This window comes from Brachybacterium nesterenkovii, from assembly GCF_900163655.1.
In the GTDB taxonomy this organism is placed as follows: Bacteria; Actinomycetota; Actinomycetes; order Actinomycetales; family Dermabacteraceae; genus Brachybacterium; species Brachybacterium nesterenkovii.
Map to the genome: position 1 here is coordinate 1 of NZ_FWFG01000020.1, position 22,417 is coordinate 22,417.

Annotated in this window: 24 protein-coding genes; 14 read left to right on the plus strand and 10 right to left on the minus strand. The window is 70.5% G+C overall.

The features are described from left to right. Together FM110_RS02160 and FM110_RS02165 are read left to right on the plus strand one after the other, a co-directional pair. Positions 1-430: IS30 family transposase (locus FM110_RS02160; protein ID WP_143276212.1), on the plus strand; the 430-nt coding region annotated here is incomplete at its 5' end. 54 nt (positions 431-484) lie between these two features. Further along, positions 485-823: a hypothetical protein gene (locus FM110_RS02165; RefSeq protein ID WP_087102234.1), complete on the plus strand. Its 339-nt coding sequence runs from the start codon at positions 485-487 to the stop codon at positions 821-823. 10 nt (positions 824-833) lie between these two features. Here FM110_RS02165 and FM110_RS02170 read toward each other — a convergent pair whose 3' ends face one another. The 3 genes from FM110_RS02170 to FM110_RS13645 all read right to left on the minus strand — a co-directional run bounded on the left by FM110_RS02170 (position 834) and on the right by FM110_RS13645 (position 3,068). Continuing rightward, complete coding sequence (locus tag FM110_RS02170; protein WP_143276213.1) at positions 834-1,487, minus strand: hypothetical protein; 654 nt, start codon at positions 1,485-1,487, stop codon at positions 834-836. Between the two features lie 70 nt (positions 1,488-1,557). Beyond that, entirely contained in the window at positions 1,558-1,863 is a 306-nt protein-coding gene (locus tag FM110_RS13640; RefSeq protein ID WP_143276214.1) for a hypothetical protein, read from the minus strand. A gap of 50 nt (positions 1,864-1,913) precedes the next feature. Continuing rightward, entirely contained in the window at positions 1,914-3,068 is a 1,155-nt protein-coding gene (locus FM110_RS13645) for a ComEC/Rec2 family competence protein (protein WP_143276215.1), read from the minus strand. 274 nt (positions 3,069-3,342) lie between these two features. Here FM110_RS13645 and FM110_RS02175 point away from each other — a divergent pair, with 274 nt between their 5' ends. Beyond that, entirely contained in the window at positions 3,343-5,085 is a 1,743-nt protein-coding gene (locus tag FM110_RS02175; RefSeq protein WP_087102238.1) for a DEAD/DEAH box helicase, read from the plus strand. Here FM110_RS02175 and FM110_RS14905 read toward each other — a convergent pair. Both FM110_RS14905 and FM110_RS02180 read right to left on the minus strand, forming a co-directional pair. Further along, on the minus strand, positions 5,015-5,479 hold the full coding sequence (locus tag FM110_RS14905; protein WP_407641021.1) for a P-loop domain-containing protein: 465 nt from the start codon (positions 5,477-5,479) through the stop codon (positions 5,015-5,017). The two genes, FM110_RS02175 and FM110_RS14905, sit on opposite strands and share 71 nt — an antisense overlap. Positions 5,480-5,524: 45 nt before the next feature. After that, positions 5,525-6,724, minus strand: coding sequence for a hypothetical protein (locus FM110_RS02180; RefSeq protein WP_143276216.1), 1,200 nt, complete (start codon positions 6,722-6,724; stop codon positions 5,525-5,527). A 636-nt stretch (positions 6,725-7,360) separates the two neighbouring features. On the opposite strand from FM110_RS02180, the gene FM110_RS02185 reads away from it, so the two are divergent. The 5 genes from FM110_RS02185 (at position 7,361) to add (ending at position 13,043) form a co-directional block, all read left to right on the plus strand. Continuing rightward, on the plus strand, positions 7,361-8,407 hold the full coding sequence (locus FM110_RS02185; protein WP_087102242.1) for a homocysteine S-methyltransferase family protein: 1,047 nt from the start codon (positions 7,361-7,363) through the stop codon (positions 8,405-8,407). Positions 8,408-8,594: 187 nt separating this feature from the next. Then, a complete protein-coding gene (locus FM110_RS14420) occupies positions 8,595-9,191 on the plus strand; it encodes a hypothetical protein (RefSeq protein WP_234991842.1) in 597 nt (198 codons plus the stop codon). After that, on the plus strand, positions 9,097-10,218 hold the full coding sequence (locus FM110_RS14425; protein ID WP_234991843.1) for a DEAD/DEAH box helicase: 1,122 nt from the start codon (positions 9,097-9,099) through the stop codon (positions 10,216-10,218). Before FM110_RS14420 ends, FM110_RS14425 begins: the two co-directional genes overlap by 95 nt. 158 nt (positions 10,219-10,376) lie before the next feature. After that, complete coding sequence (locus FM110_RS02195) at positions 10,377-11,861, plus strand: C69 family dipeptidase (protein ID WP_087102243.1); 1,485 nt, start codon at positions 10,377-10,379, stop codon at positions 11,859-11,861. Positions 11,862-12,032: 171 nt separating this feature from the next. Continuing rightward, complete coding sequence (add, locus tag FM110_RS02200; protein WP_087102245.1) at positions 12,033-13,043, plus strand: adenosine deaminase; 1,011 nt, start codon at positions 12,033-12,035, stop codon at positions 13,041-13,043. Positions 13,044-13,079: 36 nt separating this feature from the next. Here the strand turns inward: add and FM110_RS14430 are convergent, their stop codons facing one another. The 5 genes from FM110_RS14430 to FM110_RS14220 form a co-directional block, all read right to left on the minus strand. Next, positions 13,080-13,865 carry a hypothetical protein gene (locus tag FM110_RS14430; protein WP_234991844.1) on the minus strand — a complete coding sequence of 262 codons (786 nt, stop codon included), beginning with the start codon at positions 13,863-13,865 and terminating at the stop codon, positions 13,080-13,082. Then, positions 13,862-14,788, minus strand: coding sequence for a D-lactate dehydrogenase (gene dld, locus FM110_RS14435; RefSeq protein WP_234991845.1), 927 nt, complete (start codon positions 14,786-14,788; stop codon positions 13,862-13,864). Before dld ends, FM110_RS14430 begins: the two co-directional genes overlap by 4 nt. A 158-nt stretch (positions 14,789-14,946) precedes the next feature. Then, the gene (locus FM110_RS02210; RefSeq protein ID WP_087102247.1) at positions 14,947-15,348 is read right to left on the minus strand and encodes a GNAT family N-acetyltransferase; all 402 of its coding nucleotides are present in this window, start codon (positions 15,346-15,348) and stop codon (positions 14,947-14,949) included. Positions 15,349-15,375: 27 nt separating this feature from the next. Next, positions 15,376-15,837, minus strand: a complete 462-nt coding sequence (locus tag FM110_RS02215) for a carboxymuconolactone decarboxylase family protein (RefSeq protein WP_087102249.1) — start codon at positions 15,835-15,837, stop codon at positions 15,376-15,378. A 184-nt stretch (positions 15,838-16,021) separates the two neighbouring features. After that, entirely contained in the window at positions 16,022-16,330 is a 309-nt protein-coding gene (locus FM110_RS14220) for a transposase (protein ID WP_087102251.1), read from the minus strand. Positions 16,331-16,387: 57 nt separating this feature from the next. On the opposite strand from FM110_RS14220, the gene FM110_RS02225 reads away from it, so the two are divergent. The 6 genes from FM110_RS02225 (at position 16,388) to FM110_RS02250 (ending at position 22,338) form a co-directional block, all read left to right on the plus strand. Next, on the plus strand, positions 16,388-17,803 hold the full coding sequence (locus FM110_RS02225; protein ID WP_159457949.1) for an ABC transporter substrate-binding protein: 1,416 nt from the start codon (positions 16,388-16,390) through the stop codon (positions 17,801-17,803). Beyond that, positions 17,800-18,810 carry an ABC transporter permease gene (locus tag FM110_RS02230; protein WP_087102255.1) on the plus strand — a complete coding sequence of 337 codons (1,011 nt, stop codon included), beginning with the start codon at positions 17,800-17,802 and terminating at the stop codon, positions 18,808-18,810. The genes FM110_RS02225 and FM110_RS02230 overlap by 4 nt, the downstream gene beginning before the upstream one ends. Beyond that, on the plus strand, positions 18,807-19,670 hold the full coding sequence (locus FM110_RS02235; protein ID WP_087102256.1) for an ABC transporter permease: 864 nt from the start codon (positions 18,807-18,809) through the stop codon (positions 19,668-19,670). The genes FM110_RS02230 and FM110_RS02235 overlap by 4 nt, the downstream gene beginning before the upstream one ends. Next, positions 19,667-21,373 carry a dipeptide ABC transporter ATP-binding protein gene (locus FM110_RS02240; protein WP_327230304.1) on the plus strand — a complete coding sequence of 569 codons (1,707 nt, stop codon included), beginning with the start codon at positions 19,667-19,669 and terminating at the stop codon, positions 21,371-21,373. Before FM110_RS02235 ends, FM110_RS02240 begins: the two co-directional genes overlap by 4 nt. Next, positions 21,370-21,879 carry a GNAT family N-acetyltransferase gene (locus FM110_RS02245; RefSeq protein ID WP_087102258.1) on the plus strand — a complete coding sequence of 170 codons (510 nt, stop codon included), beginning with the start codon at positions 21,370-21,372 and terminating at the stop codon, positions 21,877-21,879. The genes FM110_RS02240 and FM110_RS02245 overlap by 4 nt, the downstream gene beginning before the upstream one ends. A 108-nt stretch (positions 21,880-21,987) precedes the next feature. Next, entirely contained in the window at positions 21,988-22,338 is a 351-nt protein-coding gene (locus tag FM110_RS02250) for a cupin domain-containing protein (protein WP_087102260.1), read from the plus strand. Positions 22,339-22,417: the final 79 nt, after the last annotated feature.

The window sequence follows — 22,417 nt, forward strand, 5'->3', positions numbered from 1 at the left end:
TCATGATTCTTACCGTTCCTCTCGGTACGGCTTACACAGACCATCTGACACGCCCTCGAAACACGCCGAGCCAACCGCTGACGCGGTCATCGAGTTTTTCAACGACCTGCCCGAGATGATGAAGGCATCGTTGGCGTGGGACCAGGGCAGCGAGATGGCCCAGCACGCGAAGGTCTCCCTGGCCACGGCGATGCCGGTCTACTTCGCCGATCCCCACTCGCCCTGGCAGCGACCCAGCAACGAGAACACGAACCGGCTCTACCGGGAGTATCTGCCCAAGGGCACGGTGATCCCCGATCACCAGCCCTACCTCACCACCATCGCCGAGGAGATCAACAATCGACCCCGCCGCCGACTGGGCTATCTCACGCCCACCGAGGCATTCGCACGACTGCTCGCCGGCGAGCCCCATGTTGCTTCGACGCCTTGACATCGCCCGGTGCCCGGGACGGGACGCACAGCCGATCGGCGCCGACTCTTCACGGTGAACGCCCACAATGTCGAGCTTCTGTTCATGCTCCACTTCCCGAAGCTCGGTATCTCGGAGTCATACCTGAACGTCGACTCGACTGCTCTCGAGCGGAGGGACTGCCGGGATCTCGATATCGAGCGGACTAACTACCGGAGCTACAAGGACGCCGCCTCGATCTTCGTGCCGCTCGGCGCGATGGCCGAGCTGCTGGAGCGCAAGAGCATCCTCGCCGCGGCTCGGCAGATGGCGCTGGGCCTCATGCGTCGGGGCCCGTCCAACTTCGCGAAGTTCCACTCGGACGACCTGCTCGACCAGGTGCTCCTGCACCGGGAGGAACCGGCCAGCGCCTGACTCGCAAAGGTCAGGCGTCGTCGCTGGCCGGCTCCGCCTTCGCCCGGCCCGGAATCATGCCGCCGATACGCCCTGTCACCTTGGCCGCCGTACCCTTCGCGGCCGCCCCGGCGCCCTTCACCGCGTCGGTTGCGTGCCGAGTCGCGATCCTTGAATCGCGATCGTCGTCGGCCACGCGCACCAGGCGGAGGTACTCCTCGGCATCGACGTGCGGCGGCGGAAGCTCGCGCAGGTGCTTGATCAGTCGTCCTGACTGCACGCGCAGTGTGGCGTAGGTGAGTCCTCCGGAGAGCACGCCGCCCGCCACGGGCACGACCTTCGTGACGGTCTTGGCGAAGCTGTCCTTGGTGAGCTTGGTGCCGATGACCCTCAGCACCTGCTTCATCGGCGTGAACCAGGCAGTCTTCGTGAGCGCGACCCCGGTGATCTGCTTCTGAATAGCGGGGCGCGCGACGTTCGCCGAGAAAGTCGTGACGGTCGCGGAAGCGCCGCCGACGCCCATCATCACGCCGAGGAACGGGGCGAGCTTCCCGAGGGTCTCGTCGTCGATCTCATCCGTGTCCTCGAGGAACGATGTCCATCCGTATACGTACGCGACCTTCTGCATGATGCGGAAGGCGCGCACGTAGAACTGGGTGATGTCGCCGGAGATGGTGCCGAGCATCGCGGATCCGCCGGGGATGCCCGCGGCGAATGACATCGCCGTGGACATCCGGGTCTCGAACTCGAGCACCTCAGCGGCGATCCGGTCGAGCATCCGGGGCTAGATCCCCCGCAGCAGCAGGGTTCTCCTCGACGGCCCGGGCGATCGTGGCGCCACCGATACCGCGCTTGTGCAGCTCGGCGCGCAGGAAGTGCTCCCGGTCGATCTTCACGCCTCGCAGGCGGAGCACCCGGAGGAGGAACTCGCGGGCGAACTCCTCCGCCTCCGCCTTCTCGGGCTCTGGCAGAGAGTCCACGACTACCGCTGGATCCCCCACGACATCGACATCCGCGTCTAGGACCCTCCCAACGGCCTTCGATGTCTCGTCTTCAGACATAACTGCTGCTCTCGCTCTCTTGGACGGGGCGCTTCCCCCTTCTGGGACACCTAGAATTTGACGTGTCGGACCTGAGTAAAGCGCGACGCCTCATATTCATTCACCGACACCACATGGCCTCCGAGGGAAGAGACCGCCGCGAGCACTGCAGGACTCGGATGGCCATAAATGTTCGTAGTCCCCGCTGACGAAACAGCCACCATCTGCTCAGGTTGGCCAAGAAGAACTTGCTCCGAAAAATTCCAGTGCGAACCATGATGCGGCAATGTTATTGCGCCAACCAAATCTGCAACACCTCGATACTGCGCCTCAAACAGGTCGGCACGCACCTTCTCCTTTAATAGCGCATCGCCCGTACCTATCCAGGCAGGCAATACCCCCCAGGCGCCAACATCCCGCCGCTCCGCACGGACCCGATACATCTGGGCACCGCCGGGTAGCAAATTTGACGTGGGCACCCGACGACTCCTATACGTCGCCTGCGGTCGAACCGCAGGGCCAACATACAAACAAAGTGACGTAAAGTTCAGAACATCCGATCTTCGGATCGCCGCAAGCGCCGTTTCGTAAGCTTCCCGCACCCTCTTGCGCTCCTCATCTACTTGGAGAAGGGTAAGTAGATCCGCCTGCAGAGAAGCCTCATCGTCGTAGCCCAATGCGTCGAGGAATAGATTCCTAGCTCCAGAAACCTGAGGCACGGTCCATGGCTTCAGCATCCAAAATGAAGCAGTGCCGCGAGCGACACTGACCACCCCCGTATGATCGGGAGTCGAAGTTACCACGTCGCCAACCCAATCTGCTGGCGCTCCGTCCGCCAAGCTTGGCGGATCAGTTTCATCGATCGCAATAATCTCAGTCCCTGGCGAAATGTCTCGGAGGCCTGCGAGTGGATCCCGAATAATCGCGATATCTTCACTCGATACCGGGCCAGTCCCGACACCTCGAACTCCACCAAAGCGGAGAACGCGCTCCGCGAGAGAGGTCGCCGGGATCACTATACTCGCGATTTGCCGCTCGGCGGCCAGGATTTTAACGCCATTCACATGGTCCTCATCGAAGTGCGAGATGTAGAGAACGTCAAGACTTTCGCGTAATCCAGATTTCGAGTTTTTCGCCTCCCTCCCGAGGAGACGGTCCCGATCGCCTTCAGAGGATCCGCAATCGTATACATAGGTCAGGATTGAATTTCCGTCGGCGTCACTCAACTCACCACTACACATCAAGCCTTGCCCCACAGCATGATCAGTAGTCGTGTACCATAGGTCCATGATTCCCCTTTGAATTTGCGCCCCGAAAATAGACGGCACGGAAGCCCTCTGTCCATGACGCTATCTCGTCGCACTCCGACACGTCTAGGGCACGCACCGTATCGAGACAGCCCGAGCACTGCCACAATCGCACTCTTACTGACCCGGCCTAAGGCTGGACGAATCGAGTTCTTGCAACGCCGTCGTTGCGAAGCCCGGGTAGCCTCCCCAGGTGCCCGCTTCTCGCCGCTCCACCACCACCCGCCGCCGCAGGTCCTCGCGCCGCCGATCCGGGGGCTCCTCCCGCCACGCCCCGCGCGAGCTCCCCTTCGTCGGCCCCGGCGAGCGGCTGTGGATCCTCGACGTCCCCTACGGCACACAGGTCGAGGGCGCCTCCTGGCACCCCGCCGTGAAGATGCACGTGCACGTCGGCCGCACGCTGCCGGGCCACCTCAAGCCCTACTCCCCCGGCCCGCACACCCTCGGCCGTTTCCTGGAGAACCTCCACAACCCCGGCTCCCCCGCGCCCGTCCCCGAGCCGACCGACGGGTTCGAGCCGCGGCAGAACCAGTACGAGGCGGCGGACGCGATCGCAGCCCGCGCAGAGGTCGGCGGGCGAATTTTCCTGCTGGCCGACGAGCCGGGGGTCGGCAAGACGATCTCCGCCGTGCTCGGCGCGAGCGCCGTCGGCGATCTGCGCGGCGCGGAGCGGGTGCTGGTGGTCGCGGACCGGCCGGCGGCGATCACGATCGGGCACTGGTGCCGCACGATCACCGCCCTCGGCGACAGCGGCCTGGAGTGGGTGGTGATCACCTGGGACCGGCTGGAGAAGGTCGCAGGCCACGACTGGGACGTGATCATCGCCGACGAGGCGCATGCCCTGCGCCGCACCACCACGAAGCGGTGGAAGCTCTGGTCGCGGATCTCCGGGCACACCCGCTCGCACGACGCGGCGCCCTTCGTCATCGCGACGACGGCGACGCCCGGACACACCCCGCTCGAGCTGCCGTACCTGGCCCCCGCCTACGCGCAGTCGCACGGGGAGCCGATGACCGCCTGGGCCTCGGCCAAGGAGCCCGCGAACACTTTCACCTCCGCGCTGGAGCGGCACGGGGTCGGCCTGGAGAAGAGCCGCTACGGCGCGACCTGGACGACGGATCCGGCCCGTCGGGCGGAGGATCTCGCGCGGGTGCGCAGCTGGCTCACGGACGACGAGCCCGCCGCGATGCTGCACCGCGCAGCACCCTGGGGGCCGGTGCCGATCTCCGGGATGCCGGTCGCGCTCACCCCGGCCGAGCGCGAGGCCTACGAGGCGGAATGGGGAGAGTTCTGCCGGGAGATGGACCTCGCCCGCCGCGGACGCAACACCGCGAAGGGGCGGGCGGCGCTGCTGCGCTTCCAACAGAAGGCAGGGCTGCTCCGCGTCGACTCGACGGTGCAGTGGATCGCGCAGCAGGTCGAAGCGGAGCGGCAGGTGGCCTGCTCGGTCGAGTTCGTGACCACCGCCGCGGACCCGATCACGGAGCGCCTGCGGGACGCGGGCCTCGAGGTCGCGACGATCTACGGCCGGGACCGCTTCGACGTCGAGGAGCAGCGGCTGCGCTTCCAGACCGGGGAGGCGAAGGTATGCGTGTTCACCACCGTCGCCTCGATCAGCCTCCACGCCGGCGAGACCCTCCCCGGCGGGAAGCAGGCGACCACCGAGCCGCGGGTCGGAATCTTCCATCAGGCGCGCTTCTCCGGCATCGCGGGCCGGCAGGTCACCGGCCGCACCCACCGCGACCACCAGGTCTCGCCCTGGCACATCGCCTACGCGCAGGGCACCGTCGAGGAGCAGGTCTCGCGCGCGATGGTGGAACGGATCGCCGCCGCCTCCGACACCGTCGGCGGGGACACCGAGGGCCTCACCGACGTGGCCGCGCTGCTGGGCGCGGACTGGCTGCCCGCGGCGACGCTGACTGAGGACGCGGGCTGAGGCCCGGATGCCCGTGATGCGGGGACGGGCTCTCCAGGCTCTGGCCGTCGAGACGGTCGCACAGTGCGGTGATCGCCTCGTCGAGCGTGGGGCGACCCACGGTTCCGAGGAGCTCCAGCAGCTCGGCCAGGCGGTCCAGGGCATCAGCGAGGGAGGCGACCTGCGAGGTCGACCCCGAGGCATCGGTGGTCGAGAAGCGCGTGGTGTCGGTGCCGAGGGCAGGCCGGAGATGAAGGGCGAGATGTCGACCCGCGTCACGGAGCGGCCGTCCTCGGCGCGCACGGCTCGCCCTCCTCGGAGGGGCGCCGCGGTCGATCTGGACCGCGGGCTGCACGGGCGGGGCGCGATGTCGCGGCGACTGCGCCCGGCACGGGACGCTCCATCGTCCCAGCACAGCACGAAGCAACGGCTCCGGGGAGGGGCCAGCCGCCGGGGAGCCTCAGCCCTCGACGCGGCGTACCTCCACCGTGCCGAGCGCGGAGGCGTGCCGCACCAGGCGGTGGACGCCCGTCACCGCGCTGTACGGAAGATGACGGGGCCCGATCTCGAGGAAGCCGGGGCCGGCGCTCCTGATCCGCACCCGGGAGCCTGTCAGCAGCCTCTCGAACGCCGCGTTCAGTCGGTTGCCGAGGTCCCGGTCGCGGAACGGCGGTGCCTCCGGAGTGCTCACCAGCACCACCGCCCGATCGTGGACCTCGATGCGGTCGACGTGGTCCCAGGGGATTCGGCCCTGGCCGTGGAGCAGGTCCACCCAGCCGTCGTCGTCCAGGTGCGCGGCCCGATTCCCGGTGCGCCACGTCCGCCAGGCACGGGGTGCCAGGATGATCAGGCCCAGCAGGGCCAGGAGACCGAGCACCAGCATGATCGGCCACGGGGCGTCGGTGACGACGACCGCGTAGACCGCGCCCACGACCATGGCGGTGAGCGCCCCGACCGCCCAGAGCCGCACCAGCGCGTCCCTCACGCGCTCCCCGAGGGTCGGCAGCTCGGCACGAGGATCATCGGACCATGCCGAGTCGAGCTCCAGCCGCCGCACCTCCTCGAGGCTCGGTGCGAACCCTTCCGCCGACCAGCGCGCGACCGCCTCGTGCGCGCCCGGTCGCCACCGCACGCCGCTCCCGAGCAGCGCGGCCGCAGCGGGCGGCAGGACGCTCGCAGGTCGCGGCGTCCCGTCCGTGCCGCCGACCTCGCGCCATCGCACCCGGATCTCCTGGACGCCCTCGGCGGAGCGGACGATCAACCCGGCGGCGTCGATCCACACGGTGCCCTGGCGCAGCGCGTACCAGCGGCTGATCCGCGGCAGCAGCGTCGCGATCGGAAGGCCCGCCCCGACGGTGAGGAGAGCGGCCGCGGTGAGGAGAGCGGCCGCCAGCGGCAGCCCGTCCTCGTCCCTCGCGACCAGCGGTCCGACGCTCAGCATTCCGATGACGACGCCGACCAGGCCGGCCCAGGAGATGGCGACCGCGACGCGTCGCGGGCGCCAGGCGATCAGCGCAGGATCCACCTTTCGCGGCGAGGTGCGGACGTGCCGGAGGAACCCGCCGCAGGTCAACCACCAGATCAGTGCGCAGAGCAACAGGATGCCCGCCGCGACGCCGACCCTCTCCACCGGGTGCAGATCCTCGCTCGAGAACGGCATGCCGCCGAGCAGAAGGAGGAAGAGCAGGGACAGCCCTCCGCGGATCGGAGGCACAAACAGCAGGCTCATCGCGGCGCTCGGAGTTACTGCGCAAGCCTATCGAACGCCCGGGCCGGCCGGAGGAGCTCCCCACCCGCTCAGCGCGCCGTCAGCTGCTCTCTGCACCTGGCCCCGATGCCGCTGGCGGTTGCCCGCCGGCACGTAGGGGTCGTCGTCCATCTACGGAGTGCTGACCTCGCCGAGGTTGGCGATCTCCTCCTCGCTCAGCACCAGGTCGGCAGCGGCCAGGCGTCGCGCAGCCGCTCGAGCGTGCGCGTACCGGTGATCACCGAGTTCACTGCGGGCCGGACGGATCGCCGCCGCCCCGAACACCGTGGGCGGGAACACTGCGGACCTCACCGACGTGCCCCAGCTGCTCGGAGCCGACTGGCAGCCCGCGGCGAGCCTCACCGAGGGCAACGGCTGAGGGCGAGGGACGCCACGCGGCGGGGGCGCCTGCGGCCGGGCCGCCTGCCGCCCGCCGACGCGGCTCTCCGGCCGTCGGCGTTCACACGGAGCCACGCACGAGACAGCGCCGCGGCGCCGGGCTACTCTCGCCCCGAACCGACCCGCACCGATCGACTACGGAGTACTACCATGTCCCAGAACATCCTCACCGAGCGCCTCGACGCCGGCCCCGTTCTCTGTGCGGAGGGGTTCCTGTTCGAGCTCGAGCGCCGCGGCTATCTCACCGCCGGAGAGTTCGTCCCCGAGGTGGCGCTGGAGCACCCGGAGGCGCTGCGCACCCTGCACGTGGACTTCCAGCGCGCCGGCTCCGACGTCGTCGAGGCGTTCACCTACAACGGCCACCGCGAGAAGATGCGCGTGATCGGCAAGGAGGAGCTGCTGGAGCCGCTGAACCGCGCCGCGCTGCGGATCGCCCGAGAGGTCGCCGACGGCGTGCCCGGCAACCTCATGGCCGGCAACATCTCCAACTCCAACATCTGGGACCCGGCCGATCCCGTCCGCCAGGCCGAGGTGCGGGGCATGTTCGAGGAGATGGTGGGCTGGGCCGTGGAGGAGGGCGCGGATCTGATCATCGGCGAGACCTTCTACTACGCCGGCGAGGCGCTGGCCGCGCTCGAGATCGCGAAGGCCTCCGGGCTGCCGGTGGTGCTCACGCTGGCGCCGATGGCGTTCCAGGAGATGGCCGACGGGGCCGGGATCGTGGAGACCGCCCAGCGTCTCGAGCAGGGCGGGGCGGACGTGGTGGGCCTGAACTGCTTCCGCGGCCCGGACACGATGCTGCCCTGGCTGCGTCAGATCCGCGAGGCGGTCTCCTGCCACGTGGGCGCGCTGCCGATCCCCTACCGCACCACCGAGCAGGAGCCCACGTTCTTCAACCTCTCGGACGTGGCCGCCACCGTGCCCTCCCCGCACGGGCGCACCTTCCCCACCGCCCTGGACCCGCTGTACACCAACAGGTACGAGATCCGGGCCTTCGCCGAGGAGGCGTACGGCCTGGGCGTGAACTACCTGGGCGTGTGCTGCGGCGCCGCCCCGATCCACATCCGCGAGGTGGCCGAGGCGGTGGGCCGCACCCCGGAGGCCAGCCGGTTCTCCGAGAACATGGCCAACCACTTCATGTACGGCAGCAACGAGCGCCTGCCCGAGCACGTCGTCGGGCTCGGCGGGCGCGCCTGAGGGCGCACCGCACAAGGGACGAGGCGGCGGTGGCGAGCTGCCGCCGCACGCCGAGCACGCCCCGGTAGGGTCGCCGGGTGCCCACCTCTCGCCGCTCCACCGCCCGCCGACGCCGCAGGTCCCCGCGCAGGAAGCGCCCCAGCTCCGCGCAGCGGCCGCTGCCGTTCGCGGGCCCGGGCGAGCGGCTGTGGGTGCTCGATGGGCCCTACGGGAACCAGGTCGAGGGGGCGTCCTGGCACCCGGCGGTGAAGAGCACCTGTTCGCCGGGCGCGCCCTGCCCGAGCACCTCGCGCCCTACGCTCCCGGCCCGCACACCCTCGGCCAGTTCCTCGAGAACCAGCTCAATCCCGACGATCCCGCACCGATCCCCGCGCCGGCCGAAAACCTCGAGCCCCGGCTGAACCAGTACGAGGCGGCCGACGCGATCGCGGCCGACGCCGCTGCCGGTGGACGGCAGTTCCTGCTCGCGGACGAGCCGGGGGTCGGCAAGACGATCTCCGCCGTGCTCGGCGCGAGCGCGGTGGGCGACCTCCGCGGCGCACAGCGGGTGCTGGTGGTCGCCGACCGGCCTGCCGCGATCACCATCGGCCACTGGTGCCGCACCATCACCGCCCTCGGCGACAGCGGCCTGGAGTGGGTGGTGATCACCTGGGAACCGCCTCGAAAAGGTCACGGAGCACGACTGGGACGTGATCATCGCGGACGAGGCCCATGCGCTGCGGCGCACCACCACGAAGCGGTGGAAGCTGTGGGCGAAGATCTCGGGGCACAGCACACCGCATGAGAAGGCGCCGTTCGTCATCGCGACCACCGCCACGCCGGGCCACACCCCGCTCGAGCTGCCCTATCTCGCCCCCGCCTATGCGCAGTCGCGCGGGGAGCCGATGACCGCCTGGGGCTCGGCCAAGGAGCCCGCGAACACCTTCACCTCGGCACTCGAGCGGCACGGGATCGGTCTGGAGAAGGGCCGCGACGGCGCGACCTGGACGACGGATCCGGCCCGTCGGGCGGAGGATCTCACGCGGGTGCGCACCTGGCTCACGGACGACGAGCCGGCCGCGATGCTGCACCGGTCCGCGCCGTGGGGACCGGTGCCGGTCTCCGGGATGCCGGTCGCGCTCACCCCGGCCGAGCGGGAGGCGTACGAGGCGGAGTGGGGCGAGTTCTGCCGGGAGATGGACCTCGCCCGCCGCGGGCGCAGCACCGCGAAGGGTCGGGCTGCGCTGCTGCGCTTCCGGCAGAAGGCGGGGCTGCTCCGCGTGGACTCGACGGTGCAGTGGATCGCGCAGCAGGTCGAGGCGGAGCGGCAGGTGGCCTGTTCGGTCGAGTTCGTGACCACCGCCGCCGATCCGATCACGGAGCGCCTGCCGGACGCGGGTCTTGAGGTCGCGACGATCTTCGGCCGGGACCGCTTCGACGTCGAGGCCGAGCGGCTTCGCTTCCAGACCGGGGAGGCGCCGGTGTGCGTGTTCACCACGGTCGCCTCGATCAGCCTCCACGCCGGCGAGATGCTCCCCGGCGGGAAGCAGGCGAGCAAGGAGCCGCGGGTCGGGATCTTCCACCAGGCCCGCTTCTCCGGCATCGCGGGCCGGCAGGTCACCGGCCGCACACACCGCGACCACCAGGTCTCCCCCTGGCACATCGCCTACGCCGAGGACACCGTCGAGGAGCAGGTCTCCAAGGTGATGGTGGAGCGGATCGCCGCCGCCTCCGACACCGTCGGCGGAGACACCGAAGGCCTCACCGACGTGGCGCAGCTGCTCGGCGCGGACTGGCTGCCGACGGCGAGCCTGACGGAGGGCAGCGCCTGAGCGGCGAACTTGTCGTGTGCTCTGCCTCGATCGCTGCTCTTCTCCCCCGACGGATCGGCGCCGCCGGACGCGGCACCATGGCGCGGGCCACCCTATGCCGGGAGCAGGTCTACGGTGGAGAGCGCACACCGTCCTCGCCGCCCAGGAGCCACTCCCCCATGCCCTGCACCACCCTTCTCGTCGGCCGCCGTGCGAGCGCCGACGGCTCCCCGCTGGTCGCCCGCACCGAGGACTCCTCGGCCGGCAGCTTCGATCCGAAGCGCGCCGTGGTGGTGCGTCCCGAGGACCAGCCGCGCACCTACACCTCCGTGCTCGGCGGGCGCACGATCGAGCTGCACGAGAACCCGCTGCGCTACACCGCGATCCCGAACGCCCTGCCGGACGAGGGGATCTGGGGCTGCGCCGGGATCAACGCGGCGAACGTCGCGATGAGCGCGACCGAGACGATCACCTCGAACACGCGCGTGCTCGGCGCGGACCCGCTGGCCGAGCGGGACGGCGAGAGTCCCGGCGGCTTCGGCGAGGAGGACTTCGTGACCCTCGTTCTGCCGTACATCCGCTCGGCCCGCGAGGGCGTCGAGCGGCTCGGGGCGCTGCTGACGGAGCACGGCACCTACGAGATGAACGGGATCGCGTTCAGCGACGCCGAGGACATCTGGTGGCTGGAGACCGTCGGCGGGCACCACTGGATCGCGCGGCGCGTGCCCGAGGACCACTACGTGACGATGCCGAACCAGCTGGGCATCGACTCCTTCGACCTCGCCGACGCCGAGGGCCCCGGCCGCGACCATCTCGCCAGCCCCGACCTGCGCGCCTTCCTGCGGGAGCACCACCTCGACCTCACGCTGCGCGAGGACGGGCGGAGCGCGGACGTGTTCAACCCCCGTGAGGCCTTCGGCTCCCACACCGAGCACGACCGCCTCTACAACACGCCCCGCGCCTGGTACATGCAGCGCGCCCTCAGCCCGCACGCCGAGGACTGGGACGCAGGGCGCCCCGGTGCGAGCCCCGACTCCGACGACCTCCCCTGGAGCCGGCGTCCGGAGCGGCTCCTCACGATCGAGGACGTCAAGGATGTGCTCTCCTCCCACTACCAGGGCACCGTCTTCGACCCCTACTCGCCTCGCGGCACCGACGCGGAGCGCCGCGCCTTCCGCCCCATCGGCATCAACCGCCACAACGCGCTGGCGATCCTGCAGATCCGCCCGAGCTTGCCGGAGTCGCACCGAGCCGTGCAGTGGATCGCCTACGCCTCGCTTCCGTTCACGACCCTGATCCCGATGTTCACGAACGTCGAGGAGGCCCCCGCCTATCTCGCCACGACCGGCGAGCGGGTCAGCACCGACAGCTTCTACTGGACCTCGCGGATGATCGCGGCGCTGGCCGATCCGCACTTCCACCAGGTGATCCCGCTCATCGAGCGCTACCGGCAGCGCACCCTCGCGCTCGGCCGCAGCGCCGTCCGCACGGCCGACGGGGAGGCCGCCGCAGCCGACACGGCGGGCGAGGTGCCGGCCCTGCTCACCACAGCGAACACCCGGATCGCCGAGCGGATCCGCAGGGAGACCGAGGCGCTGCTCGGCCAGGTGCTGTTCACGGCGAGCGACCGCATGACCAACCGGTTCTCGCGGTCGGACGGGTGAGTGGCGCAGCACGGGCTCGCGCCCATCGCCTCGACGATGCAGACGCCCTGGGACGGACCTGACCGACCGACGGATCGACCCCGTACTGCCGTGATCGCACCGCACTGAAGTGCAGCGAGCCTCCTATCCTGGCCTAGTCCTGCCCTGTGACCTCGAGGAGACCGCCCCGTCATGCCCAGCTACGACCGCCCTTTCATCGATTCCCTGCCGAAAGCGGAGCTCCACCTGCACATCGAGGGCACCCTCGAGCCGGAGCTGAAGCTCGCACTGGCCCGCCGCAACGGTGTGGACATCGGCCAGAGCACGGTGGAGCAGGTGCGTGCGACGTACGACTTCACCGATCTCACCAGCTTCCTGGCCGTCTACTACCCGGCCATGGAGGTGCTGGTCACCGAGCAGGACTTCCATGACCTGGCCATGGCGTACTTCGAGCGCGCCGCCGCCGACGGAGTGGTGCGCGCGGAGATCTTCTTCGACCCGCAGGCCCACACCAGCCGCGGCGTGCCCTTCGCCTCCGTGGTCGATGGGCTCTGGTCGGCTGTGCAGGAGGCACGGGGCCTCGGCGTGGAGGCCGCGCTGATCATGTGCTTCCTGCGTGATCACAGCGTCAAGTCGGCCGAGGAGACGCTCGCGACCTCGCTGCCCTATCGCGACCGGATCCTCGGGGTGGGGCTGGACTCCGACGAGCGCGGCAATCCGCCTGAGAAGTTCGCCGCGGTCTTCGACGCCGCGAAGCAGGCCGGCTACCGCCTGACCATGCACTGCGACATCGACCAGGAGCAGTCGATCGCGAACATCGCCACGGTGCTGCACAGGATCGGCGTGGAGCGCATCGATCACGGGACGAACATCCTCGAGGACGGCTCCCTGGTCGCCGAGGCGAAGGAGCGCGGGATCGGGTTCACCTGTTGCCCGCTGTCGAACTCCTTCGTCACCGAGCAGATGAAGGGTCAGGAGATCACCGACCTCCTGCGTCAGGGGCTGAAGGTCTCGGTCGCCTCGGACGATCCCGCTTACTTCGGCGGGTACGTGGGCGACAACCTCGAGGCGCTGGCCATCGCCCAGGAGCTCAGCCGCGAGGAAGTCGTGCAGCTGGCCCGCAACTCGCTCGAGATCAGCTGGGCCGACCCCCAGCGCGTCGACGCGTGGGTTGCTCAGCTCGAGGAGATCGCCGCTCGGTGAGAGGCGGGTGGGGCGCGGCCGGGCCGGCCGCGCCGCTCACCCCCACCCCTTCTTCGCCGACGTCTCCCCCACCCCGGCGTTGAACATGTTCAGCGGGTCGAGCTCACGGTAGTGGGCGACCAGCTGCTCGGGGGCCGGGTAGATCCGGCCGAAGTTGTGCTCGGCGGGGACCGCAGCGCCGCGGTCCACCAGCAGCTGCGTCATCCGCTTCTTCAGTGCGACCGGGTCCACGCCCTTCTTCGCCACATGATCCTGGTGCAGGACGTGGCAGAAGAAGTGGCCGAAGTAGGCGCTCTCGAGCAGTTGGTCCGCGATCTCCTCGGGCAGGCGCTCCAGCCAGTCCTCGTCGTCCCGGCGCAGGGCCACATCGAAGGTGACCATCGCCGAGGCCTCGGCGCGGTGCATGACGTAGTAGCGGCTCGTGGCGCTGGCGACGCCGAAGCGGATCAGGGTCGCGCTCTGGGCCTCGTCGGCGTCGCACTCGAAGAAGTCGCCCTCGTGCTCGGGGCCGGCGAAGACCTCGCGGAGCAGCTGGGCGGTCGCCGCGCGCTCGCTGCCGCTGACCACGAGCAGCAGGTGATGGTCGAAGCGGTCGCGGTAGTCGGTGAGCCGGGACGGGATCTTCTCCGGCACCAGGGAGAAGATCTTCTGGGAGATCGCATCGGCGGTGGAGGGCCCGAAGCCGGGCAGCTTCGCGAACACCCCGTTGGCCCAGCCCTTCAGCGCGAACATGCGCACCAGCGTGCGGGAGCCGGCGTGCTTGAGCGAGACGTAGGTGTCCTTGCCGTACTCGGTCGCGAGGTCGAAGGCATGCGCGCTCATATCTCGCCCGAGATCGGCAGCTGGCCGTCGGCGGCGAGGAACTCACGGCGCAGCGCCTCGAGATCGGAGGGGCGGTCGGTGCCGATGTAGAAGGTGGCCTTGTCCTTCTCGAGCGGGAAGGTGCGGGTGCGCACGGCGAACACCATGATCTTGCCGGCGCCGCCGGAGGCCTCGTGGAGGAAGGTCGGGTCAGCGTTGAAGCGGGCCGGGGTGTCGGCCAGCTGTCGCACGTGGTCCGCGTAGTCGGTGCCGGTGGAGTCGGGCGGCGGCGGGGTGACGTCGGCGGCGTCCCAGTCCCCGCGCTCGAGCCGGTCGAGGATGTGCGTGGGATCGGTCCCGAGATCGATCCCGAGGTGGTTCACCAGGTGAATCCGGCCGTCCTCATCGACGCGGGCGAAGATCGCCTGCTCCGTGTAGGCGGGGCCCTTGCGCATCTGGGAGCCGCCGGAGTTGTTCGCGATGCCGCCGACGACGGTCGCGCCGATGGAGCTCGAGCCGATCACCGAGTGAGGCTCGCGGCCGTGCGCGGCGAGCTTCTCCTCGAGCGAGAACAGGGTGGCGCCGGCCAGGCTGATCGCCTCGCGGGCATCGTTGATGAGGTGGATCCCGTCGATCCGCAGCGTGGAGAGGATGACGACGTCGCGGTCGTAGTCCTGGTCGCCGGGGCCGGAGCCGCCGGTGAGCCCCGTGTTCGCGGCCTGCGTGATGACGATCAGATCGTGGTCCACGCACACCTGCAGTGCCCGCCACATGTCCACCAGCGAGCCGGGCCGCAGCACGGCGAGCACCTCACCGGCGCCGAAGCGGTCACCCGTGGTGAACGGCGCGGTGGCACGCGCCGAGGTGAGCACGTGCTTGCGTCCCATGATCCGGGTGAAGGCCTCGACGGCCTCGGCCGATCGCTGGTTCGTCGGTGTGCGCATTTCCGGCTGCTCCTTCGTCTCGGGTGCTGCGAGCACGCTGCGGTGCTCGGGGCCGTCGCCACCCCTCGACAGCGTAGTCACCTGCGAGCGTCGCATGCGGGGCGGGCGCGACGACAGCGGCGTTCTCGGGCGGCGAGAGGCGCGGACGGCGGCTCAGCTCATGATGCCGTGCCGTCGGCCTCGGCGTTCACGGCGCGCACGGCCTCGAGGTGGACGGACTTTACCCGGTCCACGGAGTCCGCGAAGTCGTCGTGGCCGCGGACCCAGCGCGCGACGTACGGGCAGACGGGCACGATCCGATTGCCCTGCTCGACGCTCGCGGCGAGCGCGCCGCGGGTGAGCACGCCGGCGAGCCCGCGTCCACCGAAGGCGTCGTCGATGACGGTGTGGTAGAAGATCCGCTGGTCATCGGGGTTCTCCGCCGGGGTGGTGAACAACGCGAAGCCTGCCTGGCGGCCACCGACGAGGATGTCGAAGCGGTTCCTCCCGGGGTTCTCGCGCACCTCGACGGTCTCGTCGGCCGGGTCGACCGTCTCTGCGGGGGTGGTGTCCTCGGTCATCTTGGCTCCTCTCGAAGAGCGGCGCGGTCAGCGGGCCCCGGGCACGGCGTGGTTGGAGAGCACGGACAGACGGTTGTACGTGGTCATCAGCACGGCGGACCACTCCAGCGCCGCGAAGGCTTGCTCTCCGAGCGCGTCGCGGGCGGTCATCAGGTCGCGGTCGCGGACCATCGGCTCGGGCAGTGTCGTGACCGTCTCGCCCAGCAGCAGCGCGACGCGCTCGACGGCATCGAAGCTGGGCGAGTCGCGCCAGACGGGCAGCTGCGCGACCTGGTCGTCCGGCGCGCCGGCGCGCACGGCACGACGGTGGTGGAGGTCCACGCAGAAGGCGCAGCCGTTGAGCTGGGAGATGCGCAGGTACATGAGCTCGAGCGTCGTCCTCGCGATCCCGGCGGACTCGTTCTGCTCGGCGACGGCGCGGCGCACCTCGCCGAGCAGGTCCCAGGCCTCGGGCGCGGCCTTGTCCAGGAACGGCAGCGGCCGTCTCATCACGCGCTCCCTTCCTCGGGTCCGTGCTCGCACACTAGTTCACCGGTGCCCGGTCGCGGGGCGGTTCCGCAGGACGCCCGAGAGGACGCCCGGTCCGAGCAGGACGATCGCGTGCGGAGGTTCGGTCTCGACGTGCCCGGGCCGTGACCTCCCCGGCGCGGGCTCCCGGCGGCGGCGAGCTCGCTCACGAGCGGGTAGAGGATTTTCCCGGCAGATTCGCCTGGGACAGGTATGCAGCAGCACGGCGGAGCACCTCGTTCTCCTGCTCCAGCAGCCGGCTCCGGCGTCGGAGCTCGCGCAGCTCGGTGGAATCCTCACGGGTCTTCCCAGGCCGGTTGCCGTCCTCGACGTCCACTTGGCGCATCCAGTTCGTCAGGCAGGACTCGGAGATCCCGAAGTCCTTCGCGATCACGGAGAGCTTCTGGCCGGGTTCACGGTTCCTCGCGACGCGGACGACGTCCTCACGGAACTCCTGGGGGAAGGGAGCGGGCATGGCGCACATCCTTCCCTGCAACGCCGCACGGCACCACAGATCATGTGAAACCTGATCGTGCATCAGTCCCCGGACCCCGAGGGGACGATCTCCCCCTGGATCGCCGAATCCTGGGAGCAGAACGAGGACGCGACGTCCTACGTGCTGCACCTGCGCAGCGGCATCACCTTCTCGGACGGGACGCCGCTGGACGCCCAGGCGGTCGTCGCCAACATCGAGGCCTGGGCCGTCGGCCGCCCCGACGAGGGGCTCCCGCCCGTGGGCCTGTTCCCCGGCGGCACCTTCGCGTCGGCCCAGGCCGTGGACGAGCTGACGGTGCAGGTCGACTTCACCGCCCCGACCCTCTCCTTCCTGCCGACCCTCGGGTACCACGGGTGCCTGCTCCTGGCTCCGTCGAGCCTGGCCGGGACCCTCGAGCAGCAGTCCGATCTCGCCTTCCAGATCGGTTTGGGCCCCTTCGTGCTGGACTCGTGGGCCGCCGGTCACCACGTCCGGCTCGTGCGCCGCGAGGACTACGACTGGGCGCCCGCGGTGCTCGGGGCGAGCGGCCCGGCGCTGCTCGAGGCGATCACCTTCCGGGTGCTCCCCGACGTCACCCTGCGCGCCTCCGCGGCCCGCGCCCACCAGACCGACCTGTCCTATAACGTGAACCCGCAGCTGCTGGAGTCCTTCACCGACGCCGGCTTCCATGTTGAGGTCCCCCGCTACCTCGGCTTCGTGCACGGCTACAGCCTCCGCACCGACGTCCGCCCGTTCGACGACGTCCGCGTGCGCCAGGCCTTCACCCGCGGGATCGACCGGGCGGGGATCCTGCGAACCGTCTTCACCGACGCGTGGGAACCCGCGACGAGCTGGCTGCAGGCCGCGGTTCCCGAGGCCACCGACCTCACGGAGCTCTTCGCCTACGACCCCGACCTCGCGGCGTCCCTGATCGACGAGGCCGGGTGGACGCAGCGCGACGCCGACGGCTTCCGCACGAAGGACGGCACGCAGCTCGGCTTCACGATCTACCCCACCCCGTACCTCACCGGCTCGGTGCCCGAGGCCGAGCTCGCCAGCCAGCACCTGACCCGGCTCGGGATCCACCTGCGCACGCAGAAGCTCGACATCCCCACCTGGGCCGAGCGCGTCACGAACAATCCTGCGCAGGGCGTCGGCGAGGTCACGCGCAGCTTCGTGGACGTCGGCACGGTCGCCGGAGTCATCACCGATGACGGCGAGGACTGGTTCGCCGTCGGCTCGAGCGACACCGAGCTCGTCCGGCTGCGGGATGCCCTCGCGGGCGCCGTCTCGCGCGAGGAGCGGGCCCCGATCGTGGACGAGCTGTCACGGCACGTGCTCGAGCAGGCCTACTTCATCCCGCTCGAGCAGAACGTCCAGAGCATCGACGTGCAGTCCCCGGAGCTCACAGGGATCACGTTCAACGCCGTCGCCATCCCCTCGTACCACGCCGCCACGAAGGATCCCTCATGAGCACGACGGCAGTCCTCGCCGATTCCACCGCCGCACCTCCCGCGGCTGCCGCCTCCCTCCGGCGCTACGCCGCCTTCGCGGCGCGGCGCACAGCCCGCGCCCTGATCGTCATCGTCCTCGCCTACGTGCTCGTGTTCCTCGTCCTCGCGGCGCTCCCCGGAGATCCCATCTCCGCTCAGCTCGAGAGCCCCCAGGCGGGGTACACGGATGCTCAGAAGGCGCAGATCCGGAAGTTCTACGGCCTCGACCAGCCCGTGCTCCTCCAGCTGCTCATCTCCCTCGGCAGTGCGCTGCGCGGGAATCTCGGGTTGTCGCTGTCCACGTCGCAGCCCGTCACCACGGTGCTCGGGGACGCGATCGGATCGACGCTGACCCTCGCGACGACAGCGCTCGCGCTGGCCGTCCTCATCGCCGCGGTGCTGGGGCTGCTCTCGCGCCTGCTGGGGCCCGGACCGCTCAACGCCCTCGTCCGCGCCCTTCCGGCGGCATTCCTGTCCACCCCGAACTTCGTGATCGGCCTCGTGCTCATCCAGGTGCTCGCGGTGGGACTGGGCCTGTTCAGCCTCGTGGACCCCGACAGCGCGGGCTCGACGCTCGCCGCCGCGCTCACCCTCGCGATCCCTGTCTCGGCGCAGATCGCACAGGTCCTCATCACCGCTCTCGACGAGTCCGCGGGGCAGGACTACGCCGAGGTCGCCCTCGCGCGCGGACTGCCGCCGGTGCAGGTCGTGCTGCGTCACCTGTTGCGCCCCTCCCTGCTCCCTACCGTGACGGTCGTCGGGCTCGTGCTCGGGGAGGTGCTGGGCGGATCGCTCATCACCGAGACGATCTTCGGTCGCACGGGCATAGGCACCGTCGTGCAGAAGGCCGTCACCGCCCAGGACGTGCCGGTGCTCCTGGCGGCCGTGGTGCTCTCGGCCGGCGTGTTCGTCGTCGTCAACCTCGTGATCGACCTGCTCTACCCGCTGCTGGACCCGCGCCTGCGGGGAACGGAGGCAACCCGATGACCACCGCAGCCGTGCTGAGCCCCGATCCGCTCACCGCGACCCGACCCCTCACCCGCGCCCGGCGCCGACCGCCGATCACGGTCCTCCTCTCCTTCGGCGTGATCGTCGTGGTGCTCGCGTGGTCGCTCGCTCCCGGGCTGTTCACCCGGCACGACCCGGCGGTCGGCGTGCCCGACGACAAGTTCACCGCGCCCGGCGCCGAGTACTGGCTCGGGACGGATCACCTGGGCCGCGACCTGCTCGCGAGGATCATCCACGGCACCGCGTCCTCGATCACGAGCGCGCTCATCGCGGTCGCGATCGGCCTCGTCGTGGGCGGCGCGCTGGGCCTGCTCTCGGGCTACCTCGGCGGATGGGTCGACGTCGTCATCGGGCGCGCCGTCGAGGTGCTGCTCGCAATCCCCGGCTTCCTGCTCGCCGTGGTCGTCGTGACGGCTCTCGGCTACGACACGCGCAACGCCGCGATCGCGACCGGCGTCTCCGCCGTGGCGGTCTTCGCCCGACTCATGCGGGCGGAGGTGCTCAGGGTCCGCACGAGCGTGTTCATCGAGGCGGCCCGCCTCAACGGGGGATCCTCGGCCTACATCCTGAGCCGCCACATCCTGCCCAATGCGGTGCGACCCGTCGTCTCCCTCGCGATCCTGCAGTTCGGCGTCGCGATCCTCGTGATCGCCGGGCTCGCCTTCCTCGGCTACGGGGATCCGCCGCCCGCCTCCGACTGGGGCCTGCTCGTCGCCGACGGTCGCGAGCACCTCATCCGCGCACCGTGGCTCGTGATCGCCCCGGGCCTCGTCATCGCCGTCGTCGTGCTGTCTGTGAGCCGCATCAGCAGCTGGCTCGATCAAGGGAGGACCCGTTGAGCATCCTGCAGAACGCCCGTGACACCCAGGGGGCGGTCGCCCCGTCCCCGGACCCCTCGCTCCCGCCGGCGCCGCTGCTGCAGGTGTGCGGCCTGCGCGTCGCCTACGGCGACACCGAGGTCGTGCACGACGTCTCCTTCTCCGTGGCCGAGGGCTCCGCGCTCGCACTGATCGGCGAATCGGGCTCGGGGAAGTCCACGATCGCGCGCGCCGTGCTGCGGCTGCTCGCGTCGCGGCGGGCCCGCGTGGACGGCTCGATCACATTGCAGGGGCGCGAGCTCACGACGCTGCGGGATGGGGAGTTCCTCGCGCTGCGCGGTCGCGTGCTCGGCTTCGTGCCGCAGGACCCGGGCTCCTCGCTGAATCCGGTGCGCTCGATCGGAGCTCAGGCCCACGAGGCCGCGGCGCTCGTCCCCGGAGCTCGGCGCCGCGCGGACCGCGAGGCGCTCGTGCGCACCGCCTTCGAACGGGTGGGTATCGAGGATCCGCTGCGGATCCTGCGCTCCTTCCCCCATCAGCTCTCGGGCGGTCAGCTGCAGCGCGTGCTCATCGCCCTGGCGATCCTCCCCGGCCCGCGCCTGCTCGTGGCCGACGAGCCCACCTCCGCACTCGACGTCACCGTGCAGAAGCAGATCCTCGACCTGCTCGACGACCTGCGCCGCGAGCTCGGGATCGGGGTGCTGCTGATCACCCATGACCTCGCGATCGCGGCCGCCCGCGCACAGGCGGTCGTGGTCCTGCAAGACGGCGAGGTCCGCGAGGCGGGACCGACCTCGCAGGTGTTCACCGCGCCCCGTTCCGCGTACTCGCGCGCGCTGCGGGCCGACGTCCCCGGCCTCGACGCCGATCGTTTCGCGTCCGTGCGCGCCCAGCGCGATGCGCGGCGCACCGAAGGCACGCTCGCACGGCGGCCCGGCGAGGAGCCCCACGTCGTCGCCTCCGGCATATCCCGCACGTTCCGCGTCGGCGAGCGCGATGTGCGAGCCGTGGACGACGTCTCCTTCGCGATCGCGCGCGGCAGTACCCACGCCCTCGTGGGCGAGTCCGGCTCGGGGAAGTCCACCGCCGCGCGCTCCCTGCTGGGCCTCGAGCGCCTGGACGCGGGCACGCTCACCGTCGGGGGCAGGCAGGTCGATCCCGCGGATGGGCGCGGCCTGCGCGATCTGCGTCGTCACCTGCAGATCGTCCATCAGAACCCCTTCACGTCCCTCGACCCGCGCTTCACGGTCCAGCGGATCGTCCGCGAGCCGCTGGACCTGTACCGCGTGGGAGACCGGGCCCTGCGCGCCGAGCGCACGGCCTGGGCGCTCGACGCCGTGCGCCTTCCCTCGGCCGTGCGCTCGCGCCGCCCCGCCGCGCTCTCGGGCGGTCAGCGCCAGCGGGTCGCGATCGCGAGGGCGCTCGCGCTGCACCCGGACGTCCTCGTGCTCGACGAGCCCACGAGCGCGCTCGACGTGACCGTGCAGGCGGGGATCCTCGAGGTGCTCCTCGCTCTGCAGCGCGACCTGGGCCTGACGTACCTGTTCATCTCCCATGACCTGGGCGTCGTGCGCCAGGTCGCCGACACCCTCACGGTTCTCCGCCGCGGCACGGTGGTCGAGTCCGGAAGCGTCCGGGACGTGTTCACGAACCCGCAGGACGAGTACACGCGGCGGCTCATCGCGTCGATCCCCGCCCACGGCCGGACGGCGGTCGCGGCATGACCGCCGTGGACCGGGGGACGGCGCGTCTGCGCGACGGACGGTCCCTCACCTGGGAGCGCACCACCTGGGACGACCCGCGCGGAGCCGCTCTGCGGGCGGCGATGGACGCGGAGATCTCTCCGCGGTACGCGGCACTGCGCGGTGGCGACCGACCGCCCGCGCCGCCCACGGTCGAGGACGTCGACTTCGTGGTGCTCGCCCTCGTGGACGGCGAGGTCGCCGCGACGGGGACGCTGCGGCGCCTGCCCGACCGCTGGGAGGTCAAGCGCCTGTTCATCGACGCGGGCCATCGGCGGCTGGGTCTCGCGAGCGCACTTCTCGAGCAACTCGAGGACGGTGCTCGCGAGCGCGGTGCCGACGAGCTGTTCCTGCAGACCGGCAACCGGCAGCCCGAAGCGATTGCGCTGTACGAGCGCCAGGGCTGGCAGCGCATCCCCGTGTTCGCGCCCTACGATCCCGCCGACGGGATCAGCGTGTGCTTCCGCAGGTCCCTCGCGCCTCGCTGATCCCGTCGGCCGGGCCGCGCGGGAGTGGTGGCGCCCCCGCGCGGCCGCCGGTACGCTGACCGCGTCCGGTCCGAAGTCCACCGCCGTCCAGACCGCAGGAGGCACCCCATGGCCGCACCCGTCGACATCCCCGCCCTCGCCGAGGACCTGCTGGACATTGCGGTCGCCTCGGAGCACGGCCGGGCCGCGGAGCTCGCGGTCCACGACGGACCGCTGCGTCAGACGGTCATCGCCTTGACCGAGGGCACGCGCCTCGCCGAGCACAACGCGCCGCCGGCGGCGAGTCTGCAGGTGCTCGTCGGGCGGGTGCGCGTCGAGCAGGGCGACGCCCCGGCCACCGACATCGTCGCAGGGCACCTGCTCGAGCTGACGCACGAGCGCCACGCGGTGCTCGCGCTCGAGGACTCCGCGTTCCTGCTCACCACCGTCACGAGCGTGGACATCCCCTCGCACGGGTGACCCGCGCGGATCGGCGCGGATCGTATACGTTCCGTCCTCCCCTGCGGCATAGTGGTCCCTGGCGGCGAAGACGACGCCC

Bases quoted from the DNA above. Each gene is read 5' to 3' on its own strand.
- FM110_RS02250 (WP_087102260.1), top strand. From the start codon at position 21,988: ATGGCCGCACCCGTCGACATCCCCGCCCTCGCCGAGGACCTGCTGGAC.
- FM110_RS02170 (WP_143276213.1), bottom strand. From the start codon at position 1,487: ATGCTCGGCACCATCTCCGGCGACATCACCCAGTTCTACGTGCGCGCC.
- add (WP_087102245.1), top strand. From the start codon at position 12,033: ATGCCCAGCTACGACCGCCCTTTCATCGATTCCCTGCCGAAAGCGGAG.
- FM110_RS02230 (WP_087102255.1), top strand. From the start codon at position 17,800: ATGAGCACGACGGCAGTCCTCGCCGATTCCACCGCCGCACCTCCCGCG.
- FM110_RS02180 (WP_143276216.1), bottom strand. From the start codon at position 6,724: ATGCCGTTCTCGAGCGAGGATCTGCACCCGGTGGAGAGGGTCGGCGTC.
- FM110_RS14430 (WP_234991844.1), bottom strand. From the start codon at position 13,865: ATGAGCGCGCATGCCTTCGACCTCGCGACCGAGTACGGCAAGGACACC.
- FM110_RS14220 (WP_087102251.1), bottom strand. From the start codon at position 16,330: ATGCCCGCTCCCTTCCCCCAGGAGTTCCGTGAGGACGTCGTCCGCGTC.
- FM110_RS02235 (WP_087102256.1), top strand. From the start codon at position 18,807: ATGACCACCGCAGCCGTGCTGAGCCCCGATCCGCTCACCGCGACCCGA.
- FM110_RS13640 (WP_143276214.1), bottom strand. From the start codon at position 1,863: ATGTCTGAAGACGAGACATCGAAGGCCGTTGGGAGGGTCCTAGACGCG.
- FM110_RS02245 (WP_087102258.1), top strand. From the start codon at position 21,370: ATGACCGCCGTGGACCGGGGGACGGCGCGTCTGCGCGACGGACGGTCC.
- dld (WP_234991845.1), bottom strand. From the start codon at position 14,788: ATGCGCACACCGACGAACCAGCGATCGGCCGAGGCCGTCGAGGCCTTC.
- FM110_RS02185 (WP_087102242.1), top strand. From the start codon at position 7,361: ATGTCCCAGAACATCCTCACCGAGCGCCTCGACGCCGGCCCCGTTCTC.
- FM110_RS02210 (WP_087102247.1), bottom strand. From the start codon at position 15,348: ATGACCGAGGACACCACCCCCGCAGAGACGGTCGACCCGGCCGACGAG.
- FM110_RS02215 (WP_087102249.1), bottom strand. From the start codon at position 15,837: ATGAGACGGCCGCTGCCGTTCCTGGACAAGGCCGCGCCCGAGGCCTGG.
- FM110_RS02195 (WP_087102243.1), top strand. From the start codon at position 10,377: ATGCCCTGCACCACCCTTCTCGTCGGCCGCCGTGCGAGCGCCGACGGC.